The sequence below is a fragment of the Marinobacter daepoensis DSM 16072 genome, from assembly GCF_000421165.1.
Classification (GTDB): Bacteria; Pseudomonadota; Gammaproteobacteria; order Pseudomonadales; family Oleiphilaceae; genus Marinobacter; species Marinobacter daepoensis.
Map to the genome: position 1 here is coordinate 345675 of NZ_ATWI01000012.1, position 14352 is coordinate 360026.

Sequence of the window (14352 nt, forward strand, 5' to 3'; positions counted from 1 at the left end):
TGTGGCACATCAGACAGCAACACTGACATTGGTGATTACCAACCCGACGGAAACCGGGGGCGGCGCCAGTCTGGAGCATCGTTTCAACACCACCGGTGGTTCTATCGGCACGGCACACAGTGATACCTGGCGTCTGTCGCCTCATCGAACCGGTGCCGTGGCTGGCCATGCCGAGATCCGCTATCTCGACGGAGGCTTCTGCCTGATTGACCGCAGCGGCCGGACATACATTAACAGTGGCCGTCAGCCTGTCGGGCGTGGCCGCCGGGCCCGGTTGAGCCATGGTGATACCGTCAGCATTGGCCGCTATCAGATAAGGGCGGAACTGTCTGTAGAGCAAGTCAGTGCTGGTGGTGTCGACGAAGGCTATCGTGAAGACCATGGTCTGGTGGATAGCCCGGAAAGCGATCTGCGGAGAGCGGCCAATGAGCAAAGCCAGCCGGAAGGGCGTGAGCCGCTGGAGGGACTGCAGCCTGCCGCCGGTGCCCCGGTCAGCATTGACCCGCTGGCGCATTGGCAGCAACGCCCCGACCGAGCGGATGAGGAAGCACCAGAGCTTCTGGCCAGTGACCGGGCCTGGTTTGCCCGTTCGGCGGAGGTAACGGATGAATACCGGGAGAACCGCGATGTGGCCATGGGCCTGCCGGTGGCCCCTCAACGAAACCACAAGGAACGACAGGGAATGTCTGAAACCAACCGAAATCCTCAGGAGGTCAGCCGCCAGCACATCAGTGGTGCGCCGTTACTTCGGGGGCTGGACGCCGACATCGATTTTGCTGACAGCGACGAGATGCGCCTGTTTCTGGAAGAGGCCGGGCAAACCCTGAAGGCGACGGTCGAGGGGCTGCTGGCCCTCCACCAGGGTGAAGACAGCCGCCATCAGGCCCTGCGTACCCGCCTGCAGCCCATCGAGGATAACCCGTTGCGCCTGGCCAATGACTATCCGGACACGATCCAGACACTGTTTGCGGCCAAACGAAGCCCGGTGCACCTCTCGGCACCCGCGGCGGTGCGGGAAAGTCTGGAAAGCCTGAATCATCATCAGCAGGCCACCCGGGAAGCGATCAGTGAAGCCCTGGATGCCATTCTCCATGCGTTCTCTCCGGAGGCTTTGCTGCGCCGGTTCCATGGTTATCGGAGAGGCTTGCAGGACAACGAAGACGAAGGCCGTTGGGCCTGGGATATGTACCAACACTATTACCGTGAACTGAAATCCAGTCGTCAGCAGGGCTTCGAACGCCTGTTCCAGGAAGTGTTCGACCAGGCTTACGACCAACACTTGCGCCAATTACAGAGGGAGAAACTGTTGTGAAGTACTGCAAATGGAGCTTGCTGGTGGTTGCTTTGATGCTGGCGGGGTGCAGCACCCCCTACAATGCGGTCACCAAGACCGCCAAGGTGCTCTGGGACCCTGATATTCCGGTGGGTTACCCGGAAGATCTGCCAAGCCGGGTAGACCTGACCATGCTGGCTGAACCCAACGTGAACCCGAACGAATCGCTGGCACCTACGCCGATTGCCTTCCAGGTGATCGAACTGCGCGACAGTTCGCTACTGATGGCCGGTGATTTTGACCAGCTGCTGAACGACCTCGAGGATTCCCTGGGACAGAACTATGTGGACCACAGTGACTACAGCCTTGTACCGGGACAGTTCAAATTTGTTGAATCCTTTGAGGTCGATGAAGACACCCGTTACATCGGCGTGATTGCCTTCTACGCGTACCCGAACCTGTCTCAATGGAAAAAGGTTGTGAAGGTTAATCCGATTGGTGGGCACTACCACCTGCTGGTGAACCTGCGGGAACGTGAAATCCAACTCAGACGGTCGGACGAAAGCTGATGGCGGTAACAAATCGAGTGGTCTGGAGTGATGGGCTGTTCATCAAACCCCAGCACTTTCAGCAACAGCAGCGCTATCTGGAGCACCAGATCAACGAGCGGTCGCTGGCGGTTTCCGACTACCTTTTCGGTTTCAGTGAGCTGGAACTGAACGCGGAATACCTGAGTTTTGGCCGCGTCGGGTTGGTCAGGGCCGCAGGCCTGTTTCCTGATGGGACCCGCTTCAATCTGCCTCAGGACGATGTGATGCCAGAGCCTCTGGAAATCGCAGACGCGTCGGTGGCTAATCAGGTGGTGTATCTGGCGCTGCCACTTGGCAGTGACAGTCTGGCGGAAGTGGAATGGCCGGAAGCACCGGTGGCCGGTCGATTCCAGGCGCAGGCGGTGGAAGTCCGGGATCTGCACTCGATCGACGGTGACAGTCACAATATTGACGTGGGTCGTGTCGCTCCGCGCCTGATGCTGGAGCGGGAAGATCGCAGTGCCTACGCTGCGCTGGCCATCGGGCGGATTCTGGAAAAGCGCCCGGATGGCAGCCTGGTGATGGATCCGAACTTCCTGCCAACCATGCTCAGCGTGCGTTCTGCCCCAAGATTGCAGCGTTTCGTGGGTGAAATGGCCGGCCTGATGCAGGAAAGGGCGCGGAACATCGCGGAACGGGTTGGTGCGCCTGGCCAGGGTGGCGTGGCGGATGTATCCGATTTCATGCTGCTACAGATGCTGAACCGGGCACACCCGAAATTCATGCACCTGGCCCGTCTTCGGCAGTTGCACCCGGAGCGGCTTTACGAAGCGCTTCTTGAGTTGTGTGGTGAGTTGGTGACTTTTACCGATGAAACCCGGCTACCCAGGGAGTTTACGCCCTACGACCATGAGTTGCCGGAAGGCTGTTTCAGCCCGCTGATGCAGATCCTGCGACAGGCGTTGAGCACGGTGCTGGAGCCAAGGGCGTTGTCGATTGCGCTGCAGCAACGTCAGTACGGCCTCACCGTGGCACCGGTGCAGGATGGCCAGTTGATGAACGATGCCGAGTTCATTCTGGCGGTGAAAGCCGACATGCCGCTGGACGATCTGAGAAAACAGTTTGTCCAGCAATGCAAGGTAGCGTCCGTGGAGAAGATCCGGGATCTCATCAGCCTGCAGTTGCCGGGTATTCCACTGTCGGCGTTGCCGGTGGCGCCACGACAACTGCCTTACCACGCCGGGTTTGTGTACTTCCGGCTGGACGATCAGAGCCAGGCCTGGCAGATGCTGGACAATGCCAGTGGGTTCGCCTTCCACGTGGCGGGCAGTTTCCCGGGGCTGGAGATGCAATTCTGGGCGATCAGGAGCTAAATCATGGCAGATGCACCGGTAATGGACCGGCCAGATAACACCAGGGATTCGGGTGATCGTGCATTCAGCGACCTTTTGTTTGCCGACACCGCTGCCGAAGGTACCCGTGTGGACACGGGTGACAACGGTTTCCAGCTGCGCGGCCTGGAGGACAACCGGCTGATTGATGCTGCAACACCGCTGCTGGGATTGGTGATCCGGGTACGCCGGCTGGCGGATTTCAGAGAGGTGGAGTCTCTGTACCAGCAGGTGGTGGACGAGGTCGCCGCCGTCGACCGGGAACTGGTAGAACAAGGGTATGAGCGCCCCACCGTGGTGGCCTACCGCTACGTGCTCTGTTCTTTTATTGATGAGGCTGTGCTGGGCACCGACTGGGGGGCGCACAGCGTCTGGTCTCAGCACTCATTACTCAGCCGTTTTCATAACGAAACCTGGGGCGGCGAAAAGGTGTTTGCCATCCTGGCCCGCATGGAAAAAGAACCCGCTCGTTACCGGGACATGCTCGAGTTTATTTACCTGTGTCTGTGCCTGGGCTTTGAAGGCCGCTACAAGGTTATGGAAAACGGTCGGGACGAATACGAACAGGTGGTTCGCGGCCTTTATGATCAGCTGCGCGATTTGCGGGGTGACCGGGACAGCCGGCCCCTGGCAGATGCCACCGAAAACCTGATGCCGGCCCGAAACCGCCTGCGTAACGGCTTGCCGCTCTGGGGCATTGGTGGCCTTTTTCTGGTGGCCATGGCTGGGATCTATTCACTCTATAACACGGCGCTGAACGAACGCATCAGGGATGTGCTCAGCGTTCTGGAACAACTACCGAAATAAGGACATCACTGTGATTCGGGTAGAACTGCCGGCGCTGATCGGGCGCCTTAACGACATTTCACGCCAGGCTCTGGAAGCCTCCGCGGCCCTGTGCATCAGCCGTCAGGGCGCCGAGATTACCCCGGCGCACCTGCTGTTCAAACTGCTGGAAACGCCGTTCTCGGATGTGCGCCAGATCCTCGAACACACCGGCATCAACCACCAGCAACTGCAACCCGTGGTGGGTGACAGCCTGAACGGTGAACCTCAGACCGCCGAACCGTATCCGTCGTTCTCGCCGCTGCTGGTAGAACTGATGCAGGACGCCTGGCTGCTGGCCTCCACCGAACTCGGCCATACCGAACTGCGCTCCGGTGCGGTGTTCCTGGCCCTGCTGATGAACGCCGACCGCTACCTGATGCCCCGGGTGGCGCAGGCGCTGGTGGACATCAACCGGGAACAGCTGCGCAAGCAGTTTGATCGGGTAACCGAGGGTTCTGTGGAGCGTCCGCAGCTGATGGAAAACGGTGGTGCCAAGCCAGCGGTTGAAGCCGATATGGACCCGCTCAAACGTTACGCCACCGACTTCACCAAGCTGGCCCGGGAAGACAAACTGGACCCCGTGGTGTGTCGCGATGCCGAGATCGATCAGATGATCGATATCCTCTGCCGTCGCCGCAAGAACAACCCCATCGTGGTGGGCGACGCAGGCGTGGGCAAAAGCGCCGTGGTGGAGGGCCTGGCCCTGCGCATCGTTAACGGCGACGTGCCGGACCGCCTGAAGAACGTCGAACTCTGGACCCTGGACATGGGTGCCCTGCAGGCCGGTGCCTCGGTGAAGGGCGAGTTTGAAAAACGCCTGAAGGGCGTGATCGAAGCCGTGAAAGGTTCGGCGACCCCGATCATCCTGTTCATCGACGAAGCTCACACCCTGATCGGTGCGGGTAACAGCGAAGGTGGTTCCGACGCTGCCAACCTGCTGAAGCCAGCCCTGGCCCGTGGCGAACTGCGCACCATTGCTGCCACGACCTGGCGCGAGTACAAGAAATACTTCGAAAAAGACCCGGCTCTCAGCCGCCGGTTCCAACCGGTGGCACTGGACGAGCCAACGCCGGGCGAAGCAGTCCACATCCTCCGTGGCCTGCGCACGGTTTACGAAAAAGCCCATCAGGTACTGATTGCCGACAGCGCCCTTAAAGCCGCCGCAGAAATGTCCGCCCGTTATCTGGCCGGTCGCCAGCTGCCGGACAAGGCCATCGATGTTCTCGATACCGCCTGCGCCCGGGTGAGTCTCAACCTGAGCACGCCGCCACGGCGCCTGAGCCATGTGCGCAGCGAGCTGCATCAGATGGCCATGGAACAGGATCTCATGAGCCGGGAGCATACGCTGGGGCAGAGTGTGGACCTGGAGCGGGAACAGGCATTGGAGCAGCACATCGCCGACCTGACCGCTGAATCCGAAGCGCTGGAGCAGAGCTGGAACGATCAGCGCGAACTCGTTGCCCGACTGGTCGAGATCCGCGATCAGCTGCTGACTGGAGAAGTGCCTGCAGCGGAGGTTGATGACGACACCGATGATCCTGAAACGGAAGAACGCCCGGATCTGAAAAGTGAAGCCGCGGCCATCGAACAGGAACTGGCTGCACTGCAAGCCGATGAACCACTGGTACACGCCCGGGTGGACGCCCGTCAGGTGGCTGAAGTCATTGCCGACTGGACCGGCATCCCGGTTAACCGCATGACCACGGATGAACTGGAAAAAATCACCCACTTGCCAGCGTATCTGCAGGCTCATATCAAAGGGCAGGATACTGCCATCGGCTGCCTGCACCAGCACCTGCTCACGGCCCGCGCCGACCTGCGCCGGCCGGGTCGCCCCATGGGGGCCTTCCTGCTGGTGGGCCCCAGTGGCGTGGGTAAAACCGAAACCGTGGTACAACTGGCGGAATTGCTATACGGCGGTCGCCAGTTCCTGACCACCATCAACATGTCGGAGTATCAGGAGAAGCACACCGTTTCGCGCCTGATCGGATCACCGCCGGGCTACGTTGGTTTTGGCGAAGGAGGCATCCTGACCGAAGCCATCCGCCAGAAACCGTATTCCGTGGTGCTGCTGGATGAAGTTGAAAAAGCGCACCCGGAAGTGCTGAACCTGTTTTACCAGGCATTCGACAAAGGCGAACTGGCAGACGGCGAAGGTCGATTGATCGACTGCAAGAACGTGGTGTTCTTCCTGACCTCCAACCTGGGCTTCCAGACCATCGTCGAACATGCCGAAGAGCCGGAGAAGATCGAGGAAGCCCTGTACCCGGAACTGGCCAACTTCTTCAAACCGGCGCTGCTGGCGCGTATGGAAGTGGTGCCATACCTGCCTCTGGGTGAAGACACTCTCAACCGCATCGTGGGTGACAAACTCCAGCGCCTGGCCGACCAGATCAAAGCCCGTTACCACACCGAGGTGGAACTGGAAGAGGGCCTGGTCGAAGCCATTCGCAGCCGCGCCACCAGAAGTGAAAACGGCGCGCGGATGCTGGAATCAATCATCGAAGGCGAACTGTTGCCACCGGTGTCGCTGGCGTTGCTGGAAAAACTGGCGGCCAGGGAGCCGGTGACGAAGGTGACGCTTGGGGTTACTGAAAATAAGTTCACGGGCACAGTTGCCTGAATTTCAGGCTGACTGAATCGTAGCGTGCCGTGGGGGATAGCTTTCCGACCCCCTGCGGAGCCAGGGATGGCGGAGCGGAGCGTACAGGGATGTATTCACAGCGTGTTTTGGAAAGCTATCCCCCACGGTGTGCGGGCGGCGATCTCCATGAAGAAGGAACGATATCAATGGGACGGATGCAGAAGGAACTGCACACCGGCATCGATTTGGCGGTGGCACTGATCAAACAGGACACCCTGCCAGCACTGTTGAATACCGCCACCCGCCAGCTCGAAAATGCCTTTGGGCTGAGCAAATGCTGGGCGCTTGAGCTCGACCTCAGTGGCCGGACCCTGCACTGCACCAAGCTGGACGACGCGGGCGAATTCGATTGCAACGACTTCAGTCATCCTTTTGCCCACGTCCTGCAGACGGGTCAGCCGCGGGAACTTACCCGCGCGGCAAGCTATCGTCTGGACCATGCCGGCTTCCAGGGGCTCCTTGAACTCAGCGGGCGCCCGAGAAGCTTCTGGCTGGAACCGCTGAAAGGTGAAGATGGCCGCACCCTCGGCATGCTCGTGTTATGTGGCGACCATCCCGACTGGCAAGGAATCGTGACTCAGCCGCTGTACAGCGGTCTGAAACAACTGCTGGTACATCAGTGGATCAGCCAGCTGCAAACCCGTGACCAAGTGTGGCAACGACGCCTGCTTAAGCGGTCTCTGGACCATTTGCACGACGCGGAAACCCTGCGCCAGCGCTGTGCTCAACTGGCGACCACACTCGTGGGCAACTCCGAGGCCATGACGAACCTCCGGGCCCAGGTGGTGCGTGCGGCTGGCAGCCAGCTGTCGGTATTGATCCAGGGCGAAACCGGGAGTGGCAAAGATGTGGTGGCGCAAGGCATTCATGACCTCTCTGACCGGGCAACGGGGCCCATGGTGGTGGTCAATTGTGCCGCCATTCCAGACACCCTTCTGGAGAGTGAGCTGTTCGGGCACACCAAAGGTGCCTTCTCTGGCGCGGATCAGGCCAAAGAGGGCCTTCTGGCTCAGGCCAACGGCGGCACTCTGTTCCTGGATGAAATCGGTGACATGCCGATGGCGCTGCAGTCCAAGCTGCTGAGAGTTCTGGAAAGCCGGCAATTCCGCCCGTTGGGGGCCCGCGAGGAACAGCATTCGGATTTCCGTCTGGTGGCGGCAACGCACCAGCCACTGCAGGAGGGCATTGAGGGTGGCCGGTTTCGCCGAGACCTGTTCTACCGGCTCAGCCAGTTCCCATTGCGAGTTCTGCCGCTGCGAGAACGCAGTGAGGATCTGGAGGCACTCAGCCGTCACTTTGTCCGGCTTTACACCCAGAGAGAGGGCGGTGGGCCGCTGGGGATCAGCAGTCACGCCCTGAGTGCGCTGGCAGGCTACAACTTTCCGGGTAATGTTCGGGAGCTACGCAACATTATCGAGCTGGCGTGCCTGCAAACCCCCGCTGGTGACGATATCCAGCCCGAGGTTCTGCGTTTGGACGACCTGTTTGCCGAGTCGTCGGAAGCGCCTGAAGCGTTGGTCGAGGCCCAAGCCATGTCCGGCGTGCCGACGGCGGATGATATTCACGATCTGAAAGCCGCGGCACAGGCTTTTGAAGCCGCAGTTATCCGTGAGCGTTTGCGTCAATACGGCGGTAACCGTGCCCAGGCGGCGGAAAGCCTGGGCTTGCCCAAACGCACCCTGGCCCATAAATGTCTGAAGTATCAGGTAACCGACGTATGACCCTGAAAGATTCTTTCCGTTTTACCCTGCTGGCTTTGCTGCTGGCAAGCACCAGCAGTTGGGCTGATTCCCGGTTGATCCAGGCTGAGGCCTGTACCGAAGAAGCGAACCGTCTGGAGCGATTGGCCTGCTTCGATGAGTTGTTTGGCACGCCCCTCGCTCGTTATGAATCTGGCCAGCGTCTGCCGCTGGTGAATCAGACAGAGCGCTGGCGCCGGGTATTTGCTCAGGCAGAAGGGGATGACGCGGGTGGGGTGGTCTACCGGGATACCGGGGCGGTTGTTGGTCAACTGGTGACCGTGACGGCGCTGGGCGTTAAACCGCCCCGGCCCGTGTTGTCCCTGCAGTGTCACAACAACATTACCGAACTGGCGATCATGCTGCCGGAGCCTCTGGACCGTGAGCGAGTTCAGGTTACCCTCGGGGCTCACCGTGCGCAGTGGCGGGTGCGGGATGAAGGGTTGGTGGTCAGCGCGGGCCGCGGACTGCCCGCTATTCGGGCGGTACTGGACATTGTTGGGCAACCGGATGTGCGTCTGAATGCCGGCGTACCGGAATTGGACGGATTGTTGTTTGACCTCACCGGCTTTGCCGAGGCGATCCGGCCTCTGCGGCAGACCTGCGGCTGGTAAGGGGGCGGGATCATGCAAGTTATTGAGCAGCATCCGTACGTTGATCAGGTGCTTTCGCCGATTCCCGGGAAAACCGGGGTGGGTGAAAGTCTGGCTGAAGACAGCGCGCTGGAATTTCTTGAAGACGAGATCATGAAAGTGGGGTCGCTGGCCCACAACGATATCGACTGGCCCAAAGTGGAAAGCGAAGCACTGAAACTGCTGGCGGACCGAAGCAAGGACATCAAGGTACTGGGCTTTGTCATGCTCAGCTTGCAGCGCGGTGGCGATGGTGAACGATTTGCACTGTCGTTGTACCTGCTGCACCGGGTGTTGAACGACTGGTGGGAAAACGCGTGGCCGTATCCGGGGGCCAAGGGGCAGCGAGCCCGCAAGATGCTGTTCACTCAGATACTGCAACGAGCGCTCAAAGCCGTCGAGAGCCTGAGTTTTGACGCCAGCGTAGGGGATGGTCGCCATTTCTGCCTGGATTTGGTGGACAAGCTGGATACTCAGGCCAAAGACCGGGACCTGCCTGACGATGCCCTGTTTGACCTGAAGCGGGCCGTGGAAAAACTGCCGAAGCCGGATCAGGCCCCGGCGCCCCGGGCCGCTTCCGAAAACGCGACGACAACCCGGCAAGAAAGCCAGGCCAGCTCACCCTCCTCCGGTTCAGCCGGTTCAAACGGCGCGGCCGCGTCGCTGGGCAATCTGACTCTCGACCCGGGCAATGAGCGTGCGACCCGTCAGAGCCTGCTCAAGGTCGCTGAACTCCTGACCAGCAGCGAACCGGACAACCCGTTGGGGTACCAGATGCGCCGGTATGCCATCTGGCAGAGTATCACCAGCCTGCCGCCAACCCGGGATGGCAAGCGCACTGATCTGGCAGCGGTGAGCGCGGACCGTGTGGCGGAATATCAGGAAACACTGGAGAAGGCGCCAGACCCTGAACTGTGGCAGCGGATTGAACAGAGCCTGTCGGTGAGCCCGTTCTGGCTGGATGGCCACTGGCTCAGCGCCCGGGCAGCCATGGCCCTTGGTCATACCGAGTGCGCGGAGGCCATCCGGGAAGCTCTGAAAGGTTTTGTCGACCGCCTGCCACAACTGACCGAACTCACGTTCAATGATAGCACTCCGTTTTTGGGTGATGACGCAACCGACTGGATGCACACCGCCCCAGCGGCGGGCAAAGGCGGGGGCGCCGCCAACCCCTGGGATCAGGCTTTTGACAGTGCTCTTGAGCTGGTACGGCAGAACAAACTGGCCCCGGCCATGGAATTGCTGGAACAAGGTCTGGCCGATGCCCGTGAACCCAGGGAGCGTTTTTACTGGCGCCTGGCGACGGCCCGACTGCTCAAAGAAACCGGCCTCAAAGCCCTGGCTGCTGAACAGATACAGGACCTGAAACATCAGGTTCAGGGGCGGGTTCTCGATGACTGGGAACCAGCGCTCATCAAACAATTGGATCGACTGGCGTAACACTCGCAAGACGCAACGAACGCAGGAATGGAAACCATGTGGAGAAAAGCATTACTCATTGGTCGTTGGCTTCTGCCCTATATCCGCAGCGCCGCTCCCGTTACCCTGATACTGGGTGTGGTCGCCCTGCTGGTGGCCACCTGGTGGCTGGGGCCCCGGCTGGAGATTAACGGCGACTACCCGCTGATGGCCTGGCAGATGCGTGCTCTGGTTACCCTTGGTGTGGTTCTGATGGTCGTGATTGTCTGGGGCACCATGCTGGCGCGACGTCTTGGGAAAGTGAACAAGGCCAAGGCTGAGGAACAACGGGAACAGGAAGACCCGATTCTGCCCATGGAGCGCCGCCAACAGCGGCTGCTGGACCGACAGTTGCAGGCCCTGAAAAGCAATTTACCGGGCCGCAAGGGTCTGTACCGGCTGCCCTGGTACCTGGTGATGGGGCTGGAAGACGCGGGCAAGACCAGCCTGATTCAGCGGGCCGGGCAAACCTACACCCTCACCAACGTGACCCGTAACAACCGCGGCGATCGCAATCCGTTCAGCTTTGACTGGTGGATTGGTGACAACGGCGTGTTAATCGATCCGGATGGAGAGTTGCTGAGCCAGAATCAGGGCGAGGGAGCCACCGGGGAAATTCAGAACCGGCTCTGGAACCACTTTATAGCCTGGTTGGAACGCAGTCGCCCCCAACGGCCGCTCAACGGCGTTATTCTGGCGGTGGATCTTGCCCGTCTCAGTACCTCCAGTGACCAGCAGCGGGAAGCTCAGGCGATCCTGCTGCGGACCCGCCTGCGGGAACTGATGGAACAGCTGGGGTCGCGGTTGCCGGTGTATGTGACGTTCACCAAAATGGACCTGATGTATGGCTTTGCACCGTTCGTCCGCACACTCAGCAAGACCGAGAAAGAGCAGGCGCTGGGCTTTACCTTCCGGATGGACGGACCGCAGGATCAAGATCAGTGGCTGGAGCAGTTTGCTGAACGTTACAGCAACATGGTGGATGAACTCACCGACCGCCTGCCTGATGTTCTGGCCAATACCCGGGACAATGAAGAGCGGGCGGCGGTCTATTCCTTTACCCGACAGCTGGCGGGCCTGAAGCCGGCGATGGAGCAGTTCCTCACCGACTTGCTGTCTGCGGACGCTTTCTCCACACCGGCGTTGGTGCGAGGCACCTATTTTACGTCGGTGTTGCAGGAAGGCGTACCGGAAGACGCGTTTGTGTCTGCCGCTGCCCGAAGTTATCAGATGTCAGACCCGATCCAGCCAGCCCAGCGTGGCGGCCAGTCAGTCAGCCTGTTCACCCGAAGCCTGTTCCCGGACATCATCTATCCCGAGGCAGGACTGGCGGGGGACAATCGCCGAGTGGTGCGCCAGCGCCACCGCCGGGTGGCCGTAGCGGCCGTAGTGGCGGTTGCCGCTGGTGCCGGTATGACCGCGGGCTGGCAGCATTACTTTATCCAGAACGCCGACGCGGCGGCTCAGGTGGAAAACCGGGTAAAAAGCTACCTGAACGACTGGCAGCCGGTAGGCTACGAGCCGGACTCCACCGGCCGGAACCTGCTGCAACCGCTGGATGAATTGCGAGACGCTACCCTGGCGTTCGGTGACTATCGGAAGGAATGGCCACTGGTAACCGATATGGGGTTGTATCAGGGGCACCGAATCGGCCCCGAAGTGGACAAAGCTTACCTGAACATGCTCGCCTACCAGTACCTTCCTGCCCTGATGTTCGGGGTGATGGAAGAGATGGGCCGGGCACCGGACAACAGCCCGGAACGTCTGGAACACCTGAGGGTGTTGCGCATGCTGTACGACGCCAGCGGTCGCCGTACCGACATCGTATCCGGATACATGCGTGAGTACTGGCAGGCCCGCTTCCCCGGCCAGCGCGATGTGCAGAATCGCCTGTACGGGCACCTGCAATACGCCATGGCCCACACCGATCTTTCAGACCTGGCCGCCAACGGGGATACAACCGCGACCATGGCGCTGGCGCCTTTCCGGAGCAGCGTGGAGTGGGCTCAGCATGAGCTTGGCCGTATCAGCACCCCCGACCGGGTTTATCGTGAACTGGAAAACGAAGCGAGCCGCGATTTCCCGACACCGCTGGAGTTGGCCCGCAGTTCCGGGCCGGCGTTCTCCACCGTGTTCACCCGGATGGACCGCTACGGCGAGCCGCTTGCAGAGGATGTCCCGTCTGAGCAGGACCCGCTCTCGATACCTGCCCTGCTGACCCGGGAAGGGTTGGAAAAGTGGTTCCTGCGTGAGTCCGGGTCGGTCACCGAGCTGGCACTGATTGATGCCTGGGTACTGGGCCGCCGGAACGATGTGGATTTCAGCAAAGCGGACGAAGCGGAGCTGCTGGCCAGCCTGCAAACATTGTACGCTGAGCATTACGCTGACGCCTGGCGAACGGCCATCAGCCGGGTGGATGTGCATCGTTTTGAGGACCTGAACCACGGGGTGCGTATTCTTGACAGCCTGACCAGTGGGCACGAGCCCCTGGCCCGGCTGCTGGCACAAGTGCGGGACAACACCCGGCTGATCCCGGTGGGTGATGGCGAAGCCGAAGCCGCTCGAAAACTGCTGGAGCAATCCCCCCATTACCGGATGCTTCAGGACATTGAGCGCCAGTTCAGCAACCTGAACCAGCTCACTCGCAAACAGGGAGAGGACCCCTCCGGGCTGGAGGAAATCATGCTGGTGGTGGCTGAGCTGCACGAGTACATGCGCAACATTCAGGAATCGCCAGACACGGGGAAAGCGGCCCTCAGTGCGGCCCGGGCCCGCATGGGGTTGCAGGGTGCCGATCCGATTTTCACCTTGCAGCGCATGGCCGGCCATCAGCCTGAGCCCCTGAACCGGATACTGAACCGCCTGGCCACCGAGAGCTGGCGGGTTGTGCTCGACAGCGCTGTTGCCCAGTTGGAACGCAACTGGTATCGAGAGGTTTACCAGCCCTTCCAGCAGAATCTGGCCCGGCACTATCCGTTCACTCAAGGGGCTGGCCGTGACGCCGCGCTGCAGGATTTCGAGCGATTCTTCGCCCCGGATGGCATTCTGGAAACCTTCTATAACGACAACCTGAAGTTGTTCCTGGAAGACCACCCGGAGCATGTGGGTGACGCCCGCCGTGCCAGCCTGGTGCGCCGGGATGTGGTTGCCGCACTGGAACGGGCCCGGCAGATTCGTCAGGCGTTCTTCACCCGCAGCGGTACGCTGGATGTGGAGTTTGCTCTGGAGCCTCTGAACCTGAGCAACAACAAACGCCGCTCGGTGGTGAACATCGACGGCCAGTTGGTGGAATTCTCCCACGGGCCCAGCCAGAGCATTCCTTTGGTGTGGCCGAACACCCTGAGGGATACCGTGGAGAGCCGGGTAACGCTGGTGCCGATACAGGTCAACCGCTCGCCCCGGAGCCTCTCCGAGAGTGGCCCCTGGGCGCTGTTCCGGTTGCTGGGTAAAGCGGACATTACCGGTGTCAGCAGCAATGCGGTGGATGTGAAGTTCACGGTGGATGACGGTGAAATGCGTTATCGCCTGCATGCGGCCAGCAACACCAACCCGTTCACAGAGCAATTGCTCTCAGGGTACCGCATACCCCGCAGCTTGTATTAAACTGTGCGTCGGCATTCATGGGAGACTGTGGGTGCCGATGGCCCAGCACCGGGAGCGTGCGGGTAAAACGGACATATTCAATCTTCAGGGACCGAAGTCATGCCCCAGGCAAGCGGATTGCAGTTCACCGCCCGAGTAGGCGAATTCCCCTCAGATCACTTTGCCGTTGTCGGCTTTGCGCTGACCGAACGGTTGTCAGACCTGTTCCATGGCCGACTGAACCTGGCCAGCACCGACCCGGACGTGGCGGCGGC

Annotated in this window: 9 protein-coding genes and 1 pseudogene; all 10 read left to right on the forward strand. The window is 60.6% G+C overall.

Features of this window, described 5'->3' with window-relative positions:
- Position 1: 1 nt before the first annotated feature.
- Positions 2-1312 (forward strand): type VI secretion system-associated FHA domain protein TagH, encoded by a 1311-nt coding sequence (tagH, locus tag K325_RS0115505; protein WP_029655178.1) that lies wholly within the window; start codon positions 2-4, stop codon positions 1310-1312.
- Positions 1309-1842: a type VI secretion system lipoprotein TssJ gene (tssJ, locus tag K325_RS0115510; protein WP_029655179.1), complete on the forward strand. Its 534-nt coding sequence runs from the start codon at positions 1309-1311 to the stop codon at positions 1840-1842. The genes tagH and tssJ overlap by 4 nt, the downstream gene beginning before the upstream one ends.
- Entirely contained in the window at positions 1842-3176 is a 1335-nt protein-coding gene (gene tssK / locus K325_RS0115515) for a type VI secretion system baseplate subunit TssK (protein ID WP_029655180.1), read from the forward strand. The genes tssJ and tssK overlap by 1 nt, the downstream gene beginning before the upstream one ends.
- Positions 3177-3179: 3 nt before the next feature.
- Positions 3180-4001, forward strand: a complete 822-nt coding sequence (icmH, locus tag K325_RS0115520) for a type IVB secretion system protein IcmH/DotU (protein WP_029655181.1) — start codon at positions 3180-3182, stop codon at positions 3999-4001.
- A complete protein-coding gene (tssH, locus tag K325_RS0115525; RefSeq protein WP_084694261.1) occupies positions 3967-6645 on the forward strand; it encodes a type VI secretion system ATPase TssH in 2679 nt (892 codons plus the stop codon). The genes icmH and tssH overlap by 35 nt, the downstream gene beginning before the upstream one ends.
- A 176-nt stretch (positions 6646-6821) precedes the next feature.
- The gene (locus K325_RS0115530; RefSeq protein WP_036193668.1) at positions 6822-8387 is read left to right on the forward strand and encodes a sigma-54 interaction domain-containing protein; all 1566 of its coding nucleotides are present in this window, start codon (positions 6822-6824) and stop codon (positions 8385-8387) included.
- The gene (gene vasI, locus K325_RS0115535; RefSeq protein WP_029655184.1) at positions 8384-9019 is read left to right on the forward strand and encodes a type VI secretion system-associated protein VasI; all 636 of its coding nucleotides are present in this window, start codon (positions 8384-8386) and stop codon (positions 9017-9019) included. The genes K325_RS0115530 and vasI overlap by 4 nt, the downstream gene beginning before the upstream one ends.
- 12 nt (positions 9020-9031) lie before the next feature.
- Positions 9032-10477 carry a type VI secretion system protein TssA gene (gene tssA, locus K325_RS0115540; RefSeq protein WP_029655185.1) on the forward strand — a complete coding sequence of 482 codons (1446 nt, stop codon included), beginning with the start codon at positions 9032-9034 and terminating at the stop codon, positions 10475-10477.
- A gap of 27 nt (positions 10478-10504) precedes the next feature.
- A complete protein-coding gene (gene tssM / locus K325_RS0115545; protein ID WP_029655186.1) occupies positions 10505-14098 on the forward strand; it encodes a type VI secretion system membrane subunit TssM in 3594 nt (1197 codons plus the stop codon).
- A gap of 99 nt (positions 14099-14197) precedes the next feature.
- Positions 14198-14352: pseudogene (locus tag K325_RS18945) on the forward strand (contractile injection system protein, VgrG/Pvc8 family); the annotation flags it as partial.